This window comes from Microcoleus sp. w1-18aA5 (assembly GCF_036701705.1).
GTDB lineage: Bacteria > Cyanobacteriota > Cyanobacteriia > Cyanobacteriales > Microcoleaceae > Microcoleus.
In genome coordinates, this window is record NZ_JAUPTE010000040.1 from 1 (window position 1) to 14,563 (window position 14,563).

Sequence of the window (14,563 nt, forward strand, 5' to 3'; positions counted from 1 at the left end):
TTACCCTATCTTTTTTGAGGCGATTTGTCTAGGATTGCCTCAGAGTCTGTTTTTCAGGCAACCTGTCACCCCGTCAGATCTGGGACACAACCAATTACTGGGTACCAAAGAAGGCCATCCCTCCCGCAGCGCTTCCAAACAAACAGCACGCACAGTTAACTGACAGTCAAGCAGTTCTACCCCAGCTTTTTCAACTTGCTTTTTGCCAATTTTTAAAATTGATTCATCGCTAAATTCAAAGGTTTTGTGACACTGAATGCAAACCAGATGATGGTGGTGGTGCAATTCGGGAAAATTCAGTTCGTAATGTTTGTGTCCTTCTGCTAATTCTAGTTCACGCAAAATTCCTATCCTTGCTAACAAATGCAGCGTTCGGTAGACAGTAGACAAGCCTATTCGTTCTCCTTGATTCTGCAAAGTCCTGTATAATTCTTCCGCACTTAAATGATTACCCTGCGGTAGATTTTGAAAGACACTCAAAATAGTTTCTCGCTGGGGAGTCAGGCGGCAGCCTCTTTGGTTGAGTTCGACTTTGAGTGAGTTAGCACTGTATAAATTCATGTCGGAAAAAATAAAAAAGTTGAACGAGGATGGTCATGGATTATCTGTTATTTATTCGTGCTATTTTTTAGATGCTCCTAAAGTATATTTTCCGTGATAATCCATATAACTCTAGACTCTCCCTTTAGTCCAGGGTAATCTGCTAGCCACCTATCCCCTTTGCTAAAAGTGGAACTGAAAAAGTTGTTTTCGGTATTTCTGCGTAATTTTTGTGAAGTTTATAGCAATGTTGCGGATAAGCATTGATAAAACAAGTCTTAGGTTCAAAGTCAGTGCAACCGCTCGCATCTTCAGCACAAGCAACGCACGGGCGCACTATAAATGTGAGGCGGTAGTCGTTAGTAAAAAAATTTCAATCACAAGGAATTGGATACAAGCGCTTGATTTGATGCACTCCTTCTGAAAATGTTACGGACAGACTCCACAAAAATAATCAAAGTGGCAATACATAAATATTAGAAAAAGACAGTCATAAACCACCGAGATACATAGCTTTAGCCCCCAACAAGAAGGTAGTGACACCCAGCAAAACTAGGTGGATGCCCAAGATGGTGGTCACTTTGTGTGCGTCTTCCCATGTGTAGCCAAAGAAAGAAGTTCTTGCTTCGAGGGTGGCTGGCCCTTTGAGGGGGTGAAAGATGCCGCCGAAGCCGAGAAAGGCTGAGCTGATTAGGTGAATCGCCCTAATGGCGAAGTACGGATCAGTCTCGACAATTTTGCCTCCCGCACCCCCGCCCAAGCCGAGTCTGGCTAGGTTTGGCAACGGGATTAAGCCTTGTTCGTACATGGGCAATTCTGAGTTAAAGCGGGAAAGCTCTAATAGGGATAGGCTCCCGCCCAGAAGACGATGAGGCCGGCGTGGGCGACGTGGATACCGAGCAAACGGCTGGAAAGGTTGATTAAGTGGGCGTTGCCGACCCACCAGGGAAATGATTTTCCTTCGGCTGGGAAGGATTTTGCCATGCTGGTCACGGCGATTTACCTCTTGAGAAAGATGCCAGGGGAGTTTTAAGCGATCGCAGATTATTGATATAGATAATCAACAATTTTAGTAGTTTAGTCAAGGGGTATTTGAGAAAAATTTTCACTGATTTGAGTTCAGGTATGTAAATCAGTAGGAAAAAACATCGTTATATCACGATTATGACTGTTTTTGGCGCTTGAGCGGAGTTTGGCTTCTTCTTAGCCAAAATAGCAGCTAAAGGAATACCTCTAAATTTATTGATAAATAATATTATTAAAGAGTATTATGGCTAGAGTATTGTTTAAGTAGGTATCCAATCCTCTCGGAAAAGACAAGGTGGAAAAAGAAATCCGGTACTTTCCTATGGACAAGCTTCTCTAAAAGTACGGTTAGAGGCAGGGCGGTTTCGTTCTCACGAAAATCGCGATTTTGTAGGGGTAGTGTCCCCGTGCCTAGCCCCCCACAGGCGATTTCACAGTTTCAGACATGGGGCTAGCCCCTACAAGAGAATGAAACCGCGCGGTCAGAGGGGGGTGTGGGATTGTTTTTTTCCGAATGAAGAGAGTTAATGCCTACTTGTTGACATATTCATATCAAACTCCAAACAACTAAGCCTGAGAGCAAATGCTCTCAGGCTTTTCTAGCGGAACTTTTAACTGCTTGTTGCATCTGGCGTGCTAGCTCAAGCAGAGGATTTTGTTTGTTCAGCTACTTGCTCGTTGTTGGGTAACTCCAGGCAATAACCAGCCCCGTATACGGTTTTGATGTACCGAGGATGGCGGGGATCGGGTTCCATCTTGGTTCTCAGGTGTCTGATGTGTACACGAATAGTTTCGATATCGTCGTCGGGGTCGTAACCCCACACTTCTTTGAGAATTTCGCTGGGAGAGACTGTCTGGCCGTGGCGCTGAAGCAAGCAGTGCAGCAACTCAAACTCTAGGTGGGTCAGTTTGACTGTCTGAGCGTACCAAACAGCTTCAAACCTTTCGGGGACAAGGGTCAGCGGGCCGTAATTCAGGATTTCGGAGTGTTTGGCCGCTTGGGGGATGCGGTCTGTGCGTCTTAGTAGAGCTCGCACTCGGGCTAGCATCTCTTCTAGTTCAAAGGGTTTGGTCAGGTAGTCGTCGGCGCCGGAGTTGAAGCCTTCTACTTTGTCTTGAGTTTGACTTAAGGCTGTCAACATCAAGACGGGAATGTCGGAGGTGCGCTCGTCACGCCGCAAACGCTGACATACGGTGAATCCGTCTACTCTAGGCAGCATGAGGTCTAGCATGATCAGGTCGGGGAGCATTTGTATGGCTAGTGCCTGACCTTTGATGCCGTCTTCTGCCTGGGTGACTTCGTAGCCAGCCATTTCTAGGTTGACTGCTACGAGTTCGGCGATCGCCGCGTCATCATCAATAACAAGTATCCGAGGCATCATTATTTATCTCACAGCTAACCGAATGGCAGATCCTACAGCCTTCTGGGGGTTCCAGGTAACTTTAACGAACAATTTTTTAATTTTAAGCTTCATTAAGGATTATAAGGTTGATTAAGAACTTTCGGGACTCTGTAAATATTCTTGTACTAATTATAAGCCCTAAGAGCGCTTATCAGAAAACTGTTTACCAAAAATCTTGCTGGGGACAGATTTTTGGTCGGAAAGAACAGCCTTAACTTTTGCAGGGTGCGCCTGGGGCTTCACAGGATCGCCCTAACGGTAGTCTGCGTTTTACATAACCCTGTTAACCGTTAACTGTAATTTTTTTAAGTTAGTTAATTTTGCTGATAAAATTTTTGTGTTTTTGGATTGGTAGGGCCTATTTTTTGGGGTATTGACGGTATTATCAAATAATATTATTATGACTATTTATAAAATAAATAAACAATGTTGGCACCCTTTAATTGTATCATATAAAAGTCAAATAATAAATCCCGCAAACTGAAAGTTTTTGGTCAATTTTTTGCGTGTGGGGCTAATTTTTTTTATCGCCCTGGAATCAGCAAAACAACCGATAAAAACAGTTGCGTACCTACTGAGGGCGAGTTTCCGATCGAGCTGGCTGAGTATTTTGGTTGGGAAGAGTTGCCTGAGAGCCTAATTTTTGGAAATAAAGACCGCCGATGGTGGCTAAGAATATGGTGTAAGCCGCCGCTTGGACGAGATAAAGTCGCTCTCTGTATCCAAACAGTGCTTTGAGAATCACTCCTGGAAATTGTCGATCGGGCAAAATTTCCGCTGCATTCCACACCAGAGGCCCTAAAATACAAGAGTGGAGTGGTGCGAGGCGATCGTAATAAAAACAAATTGCTGAATATTTGCTATTCATCTGCGACAAAATCCCAGCGGCTTGGTCAAAATGTTTGAGTGCAGATACTGCCAAACCTGCTACGATTAACAGCAACAAAATCCCCATAAACTTGAAAAACAGGCGGATATCAATTTTGACACCCCATTTGAACAGTAGCGCGCCAATGATTGCGGTCCCAGTCAAACCGCCCAAAGCACCCAAAGCAGGAGTTAAACCTTGTTGAAATTGAGCGCTGACAAATATAACTGTTTCAAAACCTTCGCGCAGTACCGCAATAAAAATTAAGCCAAATACGCCCCAGCCGGCATTGCTATTTTCTGTTAAAGCTGCTGTAACTGCTCCTTCAACTTCTGCTTTGAGAAAGCGAGCTTGCTGAGTCATCCAAATTAGCATCCAGCTTAGCATTGCGATCGCCACAATGCCCAACACGCCCTCTAATAGCTGTTTAATGACTGGTGCGTAAGGCTGCTCTGAGGTTGATAGTGCTGCGAGCAATCCATTGAAGAGAATACCCACAATACCGCTAGCACCAATGCCGGCTGCGACACCTGCATAAACCCAAGAATTGAGGTGACTTTGCTCGGCTTTTTTGAGGCAAGCTAGTACAATTCCGACAACTAAGGCGGCTTCTACGCCTTCGCGCAGGGTAATTACAAAAGTGGGTATGGCTTCACTAAAATTCATTTTTTATAATCATGGGGCATGGGCATGGGGTATTGGTCATTGGTGAGTGGAAATAACCAATAACCAATAACCCATAACAACTAACTAATGATTAAATCAACTATAATCCCGCAGCATTTTTTTCAATTCTACTTGGTGCAATTCTTCTTGCCCAATCAAATTGCGGGCATATTCTTCCAAATAAACGCTGGAGTCTGTCACAACTTCAAGTAAAGATTTATACTTTTTGAGCGCTTTTTTCTCGTGATTTAAACTTTCTTCTAACAAGTCTTTCACCGAGTGTTTGTAGGTTTCTTCGATGGGAGCAATTTTCTGACTAGGATGCCCCTCTAAACCGGTGAGAATTTCTCCTGCTTGTTGGGCGTGGATTAGAGATTCCGTGGCTTGTGCTTTAAAAAACTGCACGATGGGAATCCGGTTTGGCCCTGTCACCATTAGTGAATAGTGGGTATAGCGCACGACACCTGCCAGTTCCCATTCCATGATGGTGCATAGCAGTTCCTGGGTTTTTTTCTCGTCAAGTTCTTTCATTTGTTGTTTTAGAAGTAGAATGCCTTAGAGGGCGCTGTTTATAATATCACATTTAAGTTAAAAATGAAAAGTAAGGTGTGGATGGCGAACATTACCGGATATAGATGTTGTATGTGAGTTAGGGGTTAACTTCTAAGGTGCCAGTAGGAGCAAACACTACAGTAAATTTAGCGACTGGCGCTGCATTGTTGCTGCTAGTTTCGGGAGATTTGAGCAGATGTGGCAAAGGAGTTTCTTGGGTGTAATCCTTGGCTGGTTGATTGAGCGGCTCGAAATTGCTGATCGCCCCATCTTGACTTGTAGTGACTCGATAGACTAGATTTTGATTGAACGTAGGGCTAGTTTGCCAACTTTGATCGATGCGATCGTAGACTTTCAGAGCTAACTCATCTAGTTTTACGCTATCCGTAATTTCTGCTGTCTGATTTGTTCCATCCACCGCCTGAACTTGCTGCTGGCCTGCTGATACAGGTACAGCTTGGACAGTCTTATCTGTAGGGCTACTCGAAATAGCCGTTTCAGTAGACGTATTAGTGAAAGGTACAACCTGTGGAGACTTCTCAGGCAGCTTTTTTTGGCTGTCAACAACTAAACTGGAATTATTTGTAGTCGCAAGCGCACTGCTACTCGCAATCGCTGGTTGGACCAGCCCCTTAGCAACAGCATTATCGGGTTTTTTCCCCTCCATTGTGAAAGACTTGACGTGGGAACCGAGAAACTTTTCTTTTTGGCTGACGCGCCACATTGAGATAGGAAAAGTCACAAAGAAAAGAGTCAAAACTCCCATACTAATCCAAACTATTTTGTGCATCTCCCTGGCTGGGATCGGCTTATTTTTTGTTTCCATCATTAAACCTCGAATTATTTAAGTTAAGGGCAAATAGGGGAAGAGAGGATGCCAGGACATAGCTGTCGCAGCAACTAACAAAGCAAACATCCAGAAAAATATGGTGCGACTTTTAATCTGCTGATTTTTCCACAGCAGATGCAGAATTGGCCAACTGACAAGCCAACCGACAAGCAACATAGTTTCTTTGCCCGTGTAGCTGCCGATGTTTCCCCACAATTCATCATTAGTCTTGCTTCCCGGAATCCAACTACCGAGGTTCCAAAGCATTTCGTTTATCTCTTTGGATGTGTCCCCTAAATGGTGACTCACCATCATTGTGAAACAACCAATTGCAGCGCTAACTATTGCTGCTGCTGCCGGGCCCGAAACGCTAGGCGCAGTTGCCGAACCCTCAGCTAAACCTTTGGGAAAGTGTTTTAATTTGCTCCAAAGTTTTCCGTAAAAAGGTTCATCACCCGCATGACTTTGGCGGGATAATTGTCTGGTCATTTCACAAATCTCCTATGATAGTTGATAGTGGGTAGGGTCAGTGCCACCTTGTCCGCCCTGAGAGTCAATCGATTGAGAGTTTAGAGTTGAGAGTCGATCGATTGATAGTTGATAATTGGCCAATGCTGACTACAAAGCATGAATTTTTGCAACGCCAATTCCACTTACCATGCCACCCATTGAAAAAAACATTAGCGCCATCAAAGCTACACAGGTTGCGGTTAAAACCGGGCGATTCTGCTTTTCTAAAATTGCATCGCCGTAAGTCCACAGAATCCAGGTGCAAGCTATTGCTAATGGCAGGGTAAACAGGACGCTAAACTCGTGATATTCCATCAAAACATACTGCCCTAAAGGCGAGTTTTCTTTCAGCCAAGCCCGAGCTCCGCCAAAGTCCATGCCTGCCCGATAACGCATATAAGCCCAATTGCCGGTAGCTATGGCTAAAAAGCTCAAAATAGATGACCAAAAGGCTAATGTACGCATTTGCGGCAAGATTTTACCGGCACCCCGCAGCAAGGGGAAAGCTAAATGTCCCGTGTAAACCATCACTACCATTGCAAACATTGCGCCTAAGCCGTGAATGGTTCCCATCAATCGTTGCCAATGGCTGGGATGCAGTAGGTTGACTAAAGGTAAAAACAGAAACATACCAGCCGATAAAAAACTCAGCCCGTAGATAGAAACTTGAGCGATATCTAACTGTTTGGGAAATTCCGATGGAACTAAATCGGTAGTTGAGTCTGGGGTTGAGTGTTGCACCGCTGGCGGGCCTCCTGTAGGTTGGTCGGAAAATTAGTTGAGAATAATTGCATTAGATCTTTGATTTTCTTGAGAATGCAGCCCGTGCGGGAAAAGCCGATCGCCCATTGGCGCGAGTGATAACTGCCAACCTACTGCTAACTATATTAAGTCGCAATAATTCGCACTTTTTAGTTTCTATAACACGCAATACTTTTGCTGTGACTAGCTATCTGCTAATTTCACTGGCTGCGGTATTCAAAAACTTAATGCTATTTATTCTCAAGAGTTGAGAATAAAACCAATGAGAGATTTTCACGGAATTCTTTATATTTTTTTAATATTCTTGTTTGAGCTTGACGGTGAATACAATTGTGGAGGTGAATCTGTAAACAAATATTGATAATTCTTATCAAAAAGCTTCAATTTGGGGGTGCTAGGTAAAATATCCGAATAATTCTTCAGGATTATTTAATGTAAAATTTCTCATCCTCAAAATTCTGCCTTTGAGGCGGTAATCTATATCAAATAAGCGATCGCCCGCCACCAATCCCCCGATCGCTCGATCGCAGAAATACCCCCACAGGGGATGGTAAATTTTTGTAAAAAATAGTTGACTAAAGGGCTGGAAGTTCTCTTGTTTGGGATACATCAATGCACATACCTGATGGTTTTCTTTCACCGCCAGTAGCCGTTGCCACCGGCATAGCAAGCGCAGCAGCAATTGCAGTTGCCCTAAATCGAACCCGCGCCAGTCTTGGACTCCGACAAGCCCCAATCATGGGCTTAACCACAGCTTTCGTGTTTGCAGCCCAGATGATCAACTTTCCCGTAGCCGGCGGCACCAGCGGCCACTTGTTGGGAGGGGCGCTCGCATCCGTCGTTTTGGGGAACCCTTGGGCGGCAACTTTAGCGATGAGTACAGTTTTTATAATTCAGAGCGTCTTGTTTGCCGACGGGGGCATCACCGCCCTGGGAGCCAATATTTTTAACATGGGGCTAGTTGGCATTTGGGTGGGCTGGTGGCTGTTGCAGCCATTGCAGCAACTTTTGGGAGGTTCCAGAAATCGTTTGCCGCTAGCAGCAGGGATTGCAGCCGCCCTTAGCGTCGTGGCTGCTTCGATTTCTGTGGCGATCCAATTGGCAATTTCTGGAACAGTAGGGCTCAATATCGCATTGCCCGCAATGGTAGGCGTACATATTTTAATTGGGATTGGCGAAGGGGTAATTACAGGTGGCGTTTTAACTTATCTCGTCAAAGTGCGGCCGGATTTACTGCCGGGACAACAGCCACAATTGCAGAAATGGGTAGTGCCAGTAATCGGAGTTTTATTAATTTCCGGGGTGCTTTCACTGTTTGCTTCAAGTTGGCCTGACGGGTTAGAAGCGGTAGCCGAAAAATACGGCTTTAAAGATAAAGAAGCTGTGGCAATCGAAAATCCCACTCCTTTAGCAGATTACACAGTTAAAGGATTAGAAGAACAGCCGATTGGTACTAGCATTGCTGGACTTTTAGGGTCTGCCTTCAGCTTCGGCGCGGCTTTTGGGATTGCTCAGTTGGTGGTAAAACCTAAAGATGTCTAAACTCTCCATACCTTTTCGGTTGCGAGTGTCTCTCACAATTGTGATTGGCATGGGTTTTCTGAAGACAGGCGCTTGGCTGTGGCTGGGAATTTATGGGGCGATCGCACTTTTTTGGTCGTTTTGGCTGAGGGCTCCGGTGCGAACCCTCGCGCAACTTTTGGGAGCAGAATTGCTTTTTCTCTCCTTATTAGTCCTGCCCCAAGGTTGGGAACGCGCTAGTTTTCTGTTGCTGCGTTCCCTAATTTGCCTGCTAATTATGAACAGCTTCCTGTTAACTTTGCCACCCCACAGTTTCGGAATCGCCCTCAAAGGATTACCCCTACCAGCAGGTTTGCAAGAGATTGTACTGTTAACGGGACAATACTTGGAAATCCTGCTGACCGAAGTCAACCGCATGAAAATATCTGCCCAACTCCGGGGCTTATCGGGTACCGGAGGATGGCTGCGCTACGCCAGCGCTTCCATGATCGGAGCGCTTTATTTGCGAAGTCTCGATCGGGCAGAAAGAGTACACGCAGCCATGCTAATTCGCGGCTATCAAGGAGCTTTACCTGCTGACTCAAAATCAACACCAAAAGAGCGACTCTGGCTGACAGTAGCAATTTTAATGGCAGCCGGATTAACAATAGCTTCTTATGGTAAGTGGTAATTTAGAACGGGCAATTGGTAATTTGTAATTGATTCATTCATGCCTCTACCTTTTGCCTTCTCCCTTCCCCTCTCTGCGCCCTCTGTGTTCTCTGCGGTTAAATACTCTTAATCCTAAAATAGAGGAAAATAAAAATTGACTATACTCAAATCCGTGCCAACAATCGAAGTAGAAAACTTAGTATTCGGATATCACGATCAAAAGCCAATATTGCGGGGGATTTCTTTTACTTTGCAACCGGGAGAAAGAGTTGCTATACTCGGTCTGACAGGTGCTGGTAAAAGCACTTTGCTCGAAAACTTGATCGGATTAAAAATGCCTCAATCGGGCGAGATTAGAGTGCAGGGAAAAAAGTTGGAAGAGGCGACTTTATCGCAGGCGCGGAGGCAGATTGGATTTTGCTTTCAAGATGCTAATGACCAGCTATTTATGCCGACTATTTTAGAGGATGTCATGTTCGGGCCCCGCAATTATGGAGTGCCGCCGGGAGTTGCGCGCGATCGAGCTTTATCACTATTAGACGAATTTGGTTTAGTAGAATTCGCCAACCGTTCGGCCCACGAACTTTCGGGAGGCCAAAGAAGATTAGCAGCCTTGGCAGCAATTTTAGCATTAGAGCCGGCAATTTTAATCTTAGACGAGCCGACCAACGGACTAGATCCCTCGTGGCGGCGTCACTTGGCGTCAGTTTTGTCTCAATTGCCGATCGAGGTAATTTTGATCGCGTCCCACAATTTGAATTGGATCGGGAAAACGACTCAAAGGGCGTTAGTTTTGGCGGATGGCGAGATTAAAATTGACAGAAAAACCCAAGACTTGCTGGCAGATAAATCAACTCTAGAATATTACAATTTGCCGCCAGATTGGTAATTAACCATTGTTTATTAGTCATTACATAAAGTAGTCATAACTAACCACAAGCGATATTTCTCATGGAAAGTGGGTTGTTTGGGGCCACGGCGTTCTAGTAAACTTTAGAGTTGATCGGGAAAGAATTTCCAACTATTACTGGGTTTGCAGGCAAAAATCATGAAGGTAGCCGTATTCAGCACCAAATCTTACGATCGCACATTTCTGGAAGCAGCGAATGTCGGCGACAAACACGATTTAGTTTTTTTTGAACCGCGTCTGAACCTGGAAACCAGCGTTTTGGCTGCTGGATTTCCGGCAGTCTGCGCGTTCGTGAACGACTCCTTGGACGCGAAAACGCTGCTTAGCATTGCCGAAAAAGGCGTTCGCTTGCTGGCCCTGAGATCCGCCGGATTCAATCACGTCGATTTAGCAGCAGCGAAGGATTTAAATCTAACTCTCCTCCGCGTTCCGGCTTATTCTCCCTACGCAGTGGCCGAACACGCAGTCGCTCTGATTTTGTCCCTCAACCGCAGAATCCATCGGGCCTACAACCGCGTCCGCGAAGGCAATTTCGCCCTAGACGGCTTGTTGGGTTTTGATCTCCACGGCAAAACGGTGGGAATCGTCGGAACAGGCAGAATTGGTGCAATTACTGCCCAAATTCTGCACGGATTCGGGTGTCACCTGCTGGGATACGATGTTTACCAAAACCCGGATTGCCTCGCCCTAGGCATGGAATACGTCGCACTCCCGGAACTCTTCGCCGCTTCTGATATTGTCAGCCTCCACTGTCCGCTGATACCGGAAACTTACCATTTAATCGGTGCAGAGGCGATCAAACAAATGAAACCAGGGATGATGCTGATCAATACCAGCCGCGGTCAGTTGATTGACACTAAAGCTGTTACCAAAGGACTGAAATCTGGTATAATTGGATACCTCGGTTTAGATGTTTACGAACAAGAGACGGATCTGTTTTTTGAGGATTTGTCAAATCACGTCATTCAAGACGACGTATTTCAGCGTTTGCTGACTTTCCCCAACGTCCTGATTACCGGACACCAAGCTTTTTTCACCGAGGAAGCTTTGAAAAATATCGCCGAAACCACGATCGGCAATATCACCGACTTTGAACAAGGACGCCCTTGCCCGAATCAAATTGACCTCGCTCAAGTGAAAAAATGAGTCAAAAGACCGATTTGGCAGGGAAGGCAATTGTTTAAAATCAAGTCATATCGTTATTTTTGCTTGCAATTTGTGAAACTCTGCCTTAGTCTCATCAATTAGTCCCTGCAGCGCGGATGCTGTGCTAATTGCCGGACAATTATACTGGCAGCAATTCACAGCCTGCAATTTTACCTGACAACGGAGGAAGTATTCAATGACACAAGCTAACTTTTCGGACGAGACACAAACAATCACTGAAGTCGTGACAGTAGATCTGGTTGAGGACAAACCGGGGGTCATGACTACAGTGACAACCACAGAAACAACGGCAGGTCAGTTCCAAGATATTAAAGACCAAGTTATTACAATTTTGTCGGAACTTCCAGTCTATCTCTCTAATTTTTTTGCTGACTACCAAAAGCCCCTCATAACTGTTGGTTTAATTCTGGCAGGCGGTATTAGTATTAAGGTAATGCTGGGAGTTTTAGGTGCTCTTAATGATGTCCCTTTGGTAGCTCCAATTTTTGAGTTGATTGGCATGGGATATACGGGTTGGTTTGTTTACCGGTATCTGCTCAAGGCTTCTAATCGCCAAGAGTTGTTAACGGAAATTGATTCTTTAAAAGAACAAGTTGTAGGGAAAGATTCTTAAAGGGATGTTGAAGGAAGAGGGAAGAGGGAAGTTCGGCAACGGATTCTGTAACGGATGTCAGGAAGAAGGAAGAAAGAGGATTCTTCCCACTCTCCCCTCTCCTTATCTCCCACTCCTCCCACTCCTCCCTCTCCCACTCTCCCGCTCTCAATTTGGATGGCAAACTTGTTGCAAAGTGGCGGTAAAGTCGGGGTAGGAAATGGCAGCAGCTTCTGCCCGGTGAATGTTAGTAATACCTGTGGCGTTGAGGGCTGCGATCGCCAAACTCATCGCTATTCTGTGGTCGGTGTAGCTGTCAACATCCGCACCAGTCAAAGGAGTTCCCCCGGTAATTTCTAAACCGTCAGGTAACTCGGAAATTTGGGCTCCCATGCGGTTGAGTTCGGCAGCGGTCACGGCCAGCCGATCGCTCTCTTTGACTCGCAACTCGGCCGCATCTCGAATTATTGTAGTACCCGACGCAAAGATCGCCGCTACTGCCAAAATCGGGATTTCGTCAATCAGTCGGGGAATTAAGTCGCCCGCAATGGTGCATCCCCGCAATTGGCCGGAACTGCGAACCAAAATATCCGCTACAGGTTCTCCGGCGGCCTCTCGCTGATTTTGCAGTTCAATATCGGCCCCCATCATTTCCAAAGCTTCCAAAATGCCTGTACGAGTTGGGTTGACGCCGACATTTTCGACTACGAGTTCCGAACCCGGGACGATCGCCCCTGCAACTAGCCAAAATGCCGCCGAACTAATATCTCCCGGTACAATCACATTCTGCCCTTGCAGTTGTGTCGGCCCAGTAACTGTCACGCTACAAGTTTCTGGATCGACGCTCAATTGGGCTCCAAACGCTCGCAGCATCCGTTCGCTGTGATCCCGCGACAGAGCGGGTTCTGTGACTGTAGTTTCTCCCTCCGCCATCAAACCGGCGAGCAAAATGCAAGATTTAACTTGAGCCGAGGCGATCGGAGAATGGTAGTGAATTGGTTTTAACTGCTGTCCGAGTATCGCTAAGGGAGCTAAAGAATTACTTTTTCGACCCCAAATTTGCGATCCCATAAGTTGCAGCGGTTTAATGACGCGCGACATCGGGCGCGATCGCAGAGAACTGTCACCCGTTACCGCAAAAAAACGCCCCGGATGAGACGCTAAAATTCCCAACATTAGCCGCATCGTTGTGCCGGAATTGCCAGCGTCCAAGACTTCTACAGGCTCCTCTAACTCGCCAATTCCGACGCCCGTGACTGTCACCCGTTCCGCGTTGAGTTCAGAAACTTTGGCTCCCAGGAGCGAGAAACATTTAGCCGTGCTGCGGGGGTCTTCCCCTAGGAGTAGTCCCTCAATAGTAGTTTCACCTTGGGCGATCGCACCCAACATCAAAGCTCGGTGAGAAATTGACTTATCGCCCGGAACTCGAATCCTCCCCACCAGCGACAAGCCCGAGGTCGGTTTTTGAATGCTTAAAGTTTGGCTTTTGTCAAGAAGCGTAGTAGTTATAATGTCAGCTTGCATTGAGATAAACTAGGATTGGATGGCGTTAGCTATCCTACCTTTTTCTCAGTCCTAAGTCAGTCGTCTTTTGTACGGCCTGCGGGTTTTTTCCCAATGTGTCCGGTTAACTTAAAGCCTGATTAAACTCGCCCAGAGACTCTGCTGTCAGTTATCGAGGACACAGGAGTGCGGAGGCAACGGCACGGATTTCACTTTAATTTCACATTAATTTCACAAATATTATCCGTGTATATGCTTAGATTTCATCTCCTGCTGTGAGTTATCGACCAGATGATTGAATTGTGACTAAACAATTTTCGATTTTCGATTGCCAGTTGTAGATTTTTCATTTTTTTAAGCAAAAGCTCCGGAATTTGGAACCCAGCTAATCTAAAATCTAAAATCTAAAGCTTAAAATCTCAAATCTCAAACCCCCCGATCCACAACAACTCCTACACTTTTGTTTATGCTGACGCATCACCGCAAGCCTGTAAGTTTATCGCTGGTATCCACAGATTTACCATTGTGGTCAGTTGTTGAAACCGCTGGTACGCTTTATCAAAAAGACCGCGATCGCTTTCACTTGTTGTTGCACGAACCAGCCATCCTCGATCGCCAATTTTCTGACGACTCCGACGCATCTGCCGAGCAAGTTACAATCTTACCCCCAACTACAAAACCCCGGTTGCTCTGGCTAGAAGTTTCCCCTTATCGAGTCATTATGACCATGCAAGGAAACGGCAAATACAGTTACCGCCACTGCTGGGAACGAGGAATGTACGGCCTGAGCCGTTATTGGCTTCAGGGCGAATCGCTGGCCACTCCCGAACAGTTGCGACTCCGCAACTTCACTCGCAACTTGACGCTGACAGGAAAGCCGGAACCGGATCACTTGCGGTTAGAATACGAGTTGTGGTCGGAGAAAGTACAACTCGGTCGCTATATTTTGAATCTAGAAATTCATCACTAAATTGGGTAATTGCAAAGGGGTAGATAGTAGGTGAAGGCGACGCATTCCTCAAATTCATTCACCCGCTGTGCGTTGTTGGAGTTTGCGTGGCCA

The 14,563-nt window shown here is 45.9% G+C and carries 15 protein-coding genes and 1 pseudogene; 6 read left to right on the top strand and 10 right to left on the bottom strand.

The features are described from left to right. Nucleotides 1-39: 39 nt before the first annotated feature. The 9 genes and pseudogenes from Q5691_RS15950 to Q5691_RS15990 all read right to left on the bottom strand — a co-directional run bounded on the left by Q5691_RS15950 (nucleotide 40) and on the right by Q5691_RS15990 (nucleotide 7,766). Nucleotides 40-561 (bottom strand): transcriptional repressor, encoded by a 522-nt coding sequence (locus Q5691_RS15950; RefSeq protein ID WP_333345581.1) that lies wholly within the window; start codon nucleotides 559-561, stop codon nucleotides 40-42. A 469-nt stretch (nucleotides 562-1,030) separates the two neighbouring features. Further along, nucleotides 1,031-1,524, bottom strand: a pseudogene (locus tag Q5691_RS27720) (hypothetical protein). A 683-nt stretch (nucleotides 1,525-2,207) separates the two neighbouring features. Continuing rightward, nucleotides 2,208-2,945 (bottom strand): response regulator transcription factor, encoded by a 738-nt coding sequence (locus Q5691_RS15960; RefSeq protein ID WP_333215444.1) that lies wholly within the window; start codon nucleotides 2,943-2,945, stop codon nucleotides 2,208-2,210. A 595-nt stretch (nucleotides 2,946-3,540) separates the two neighbouring features. Continuing rightward, entirely contained in the window at nucleotides 3,541-4,503 is a 963-nt protein-coding gene (locus Q5691_RS15965; protein WP_333345583.1) for an FTR1 family protein, read from the bottom strand. A 96-nt stretch (nucleotides 4,504-4,599) separates the two neighbouring features. Then, entirely contained in the window at nucleotides 4,600-5,034 is a 435-nt protein-coding gene (locus Q5691_RS15970; protein ID WP_333075906.1) for a ferritin-like domain-containing protein, read from the bottom strand. Nucleotides 5,035-5,152: 118 nt separating this feature from the next. Then, the gene (locus tag Q5691_RS15975) at nucleotides 5,153-5,884 is read right to left on the bottom strand and encodes a hypothetical protein (protein ID WP_333345585.1); all 732 of its coding nucleotides are present in this window, start codon (nucleotides 5,882-5,884) and stop codon (nucleotides 5,153-5,155) included. 15 nt (nucleotides 5,885-5,899) lie between these two features. Continuing rightward, entirely contained in the window at nucleotides 5,900-6,373 is a 474-nt protein-coding gene (locus Q5691_RS15980; protein ID WP_333215409.1) for a hypothetical protein, read from the bottom strand. A 129-nt stretch (nucleotides 6,374-6,502) separates the two neighbouring features. Beyond that, nucleotides 6,503-7,135 carry a hypothetical protein gene (locus tag Q5691_RS15985; RefSeq protein ID WP_333215411.1) on the bottom strand — a complete coding sequence of 211 codons (633 nt, stop codon included), beginning with the start codon at nucleotides 7,133-7,135 and terminating at the stop codon, nucleotides 6,503-6,505. Between the two features lie 415 nt (nucleotides 7,136-7,550). Further along, entirely contained in the window at nucleotides 7,551-7,766 is a 216-nt protein-coding gene (locus tag Q5691_RS15990) for a hypothetical protein (RefSeq protein WP_333345587.1), read from the bottom strand. 2 nt (nucleotides 7,767-7,768) lie between these two features. Here Q5691_RS15990 and Q5691_RS15995 point away from each other — a divergent pair, with 2 nt between their 5' ends. The 5 genes from Q5691_RS15995 to Q5691_RS16015 all read left to right on the top strand — a co-directional run bounded on the left by Q5691_RS15995 (nucleotide 7,769) and on the right by Q5691_RS16015 (nucleotide 12,018). Further along, the gene (locus tag Q5691_RS15995; protein ID WP_333215415.1) at nucleotides 7,769-8,698 is read left to right on the top strand and encodes an energy-coupling factor ABC transporter permease; all 930 of its coding nucleotides are present in this window, start codon (nucleotides 7,769-7,771) and stop codon (nucleotides 8,696-8,698) included. After that, a complete protein-coding gene (locus Q5691_RS16000; RefSeq protein ID WP_333345589.1) occupies nucleotides 8,691-9,347 on the top strand; it encodes an energy-coupling factor transporter transmembrane protein EcfT in 657 nt (218 codons plus the stop codon). The genes Q5691_RS15995 and Q5691_RS16000 overlap by 8 nt, the downstream gene beginning before the upstream one ends. 135 nt (nucleotides 9,348-9,482) lie before the next feature. Then, nucleotides 9,483-10,217, top strand: coding sequence for an ABC transporter ATP-binding protein (locus Q5691_RS16005; protein ID WP_333215419.1), 735 nt, complete (start codon nucleotides 9,483-9,485; stop codon nucleotides 10,215-10,217). 159 nt (nucleotides 10,218-10,376) lie between these two features. Then, nucleotides 10,377-11,384, top strand: coding sequence for a 2-hydroxyacid dehydrogenase (locus tag Q5691_RS16010; RefSeq protein ID WP_333215421.1), 1,008 nt, complete (start codon nucleotides 10,377-10,379; stop codon nucleotides 11,382-11,384). A 196-nt stretch (nucleotides 11,385-11,580) separates the two neighbouring features. Continuing rightward, complete coding sequence (locus tag Q5691_RS16015; RefSeq protein ID WP_333215423.1) at nucleotides 11,581-12,018, top strand: CAAD domain-containing protein; 438 nt, start codon at nucleotides 11,581-11,583, stop codon at nucleotides 12,016-12,018. 147 nt (nucleotides 12,019-12,165) lie between these two features. Here Q5691_RS16015 and aroA read toward each other — a convergent pair whose 3' ends face one another. Continuing rightward, entirely contained in the window at nucleotides 12,166-13,521 is a 1,356-nt protein-coding gene (gene aroA / locus Q5691_RS16020; RefSeq protein ID WP_333215425.1) for a 3-phosphoshikimate 1-carboxyvinyltransferase, read from the bottom strand. A 445-nt stretch (nucleotides 13,522-13,966) separates the two neighbouring features. Between aroA and Q5691_RS16025 the strand changes: the two genes are divergently transcribed. Continuing rightward, nucleotides 13,967-14,470, top strand: a complete 504-nt coding sequence (locus Q5691_RS16025; RefSeq protein ID WP_333081266.1) for a hypothetical protein — start codon at nucleotides 13,967-13,969, stop codon at nucleotides 14,468-14,470. The last annotated feature ends 93 nt before the right edge of the window (nucleotides 14,471-14,563 follow it).

What these genes read in the sequence shown, in the direction of transcription:
- Q5691_RS15950 (WP_333345581.1), bottom strand. Translation starts at nt 561, where the DNA reads ATGAATTTATACAGTGCTAACTCACTCAAAGTCGAACTCAACCAAAGA.
- Q5691_RS15960 (WP_333215444.1), bottom strand. Translation starts at nt 2,945, where the DNA reads ATGCCTCGGATACTTGTTATTGATGATGACGCGGCGATCGCCGAACTC.
- Q5691_RS15965 (WP_333345583.1), bottom strand. Translation starts at nt 4,503, where the DNA reads ATGAATTTTAGTGAAGCCATACCCACTTTTGTAATTACCCTGCGCGAA.
- Q5691_RS15970 (WP_333075906.1), bottom strand. Translation starts at nt 5,034, where the DNA reads ATGAAAGAACTTGACGAGAAAAAAACCCAGGAACTGCTATGCACCATC.
- Q5691_RS15975 (WP_333345585.1), bottom strand. Translation starts at nt 5,884, where the DNA reads ATGATGGAAACAAAAAATAAGCCGATCCCAGCCAGGGAGATGCACAAA.
- Q5691_RS15980 (WP_333215409.1), bottom strand. Translation starts at nt 6,373, where the DNA reads ATGACCAGACAATTATCCCGCCAAAGTCATGCGGGTGATGAACCTTTT.
- Q5691_RS15990 (WP_333345587.1), bottom strand. Translation starts at nt 7,766, where the DNA reads ATGTATCCCAAACAAGAGAACTTCCAGCCCTTTAGTCAACTATTTTTT.
- Q5691_RS15995 (WP_333215415.1), top strand. Translation starts at nt 7,769, where the DNA reads ATGCACATACCTGATGGTTTTCTTTCACCGCCAGTAGCCGTTGCCACC.
- Q5691_RS16000 (WP_333345589.1), top strand. Translation starts at nt 8,691, where the DNA reads ATGTCTAAACTCTCCATACCTTTTCGGTTGCGAGTGTCTCTCACAATT.
- Q5691_RS16010 (WP_333215421.1), top strand. Translation starts at nt 10,377, where the DNA reads ATGAAGGTAGCCGTATTCAGCACCAAATCTTACGATCGCACATTTCTG.
- Q5691_RS16015 (WP_333215423.1), top strand. Translation starts at nt 11,581, where the DNA reads ATGACACAAGCTAACTTTTCGGACGAGACACAAACAATCACTGAAGTC.
- aroA (WP_333215425.1), bottom strand. Translation starts at nt 13,521, where the DNA reads ATGCAAGCTGACATTATAACTACTACGCTTCTTGACAAAAGCCAAACT.
- Q5691_RS16025 (WP_333081266.1), top strand. Translation starts at nt 13,967, where the DNA reads ATGCTGACGCATCACCGCAAGCCTGTAAGTTTATCGCTGGTATCCACA.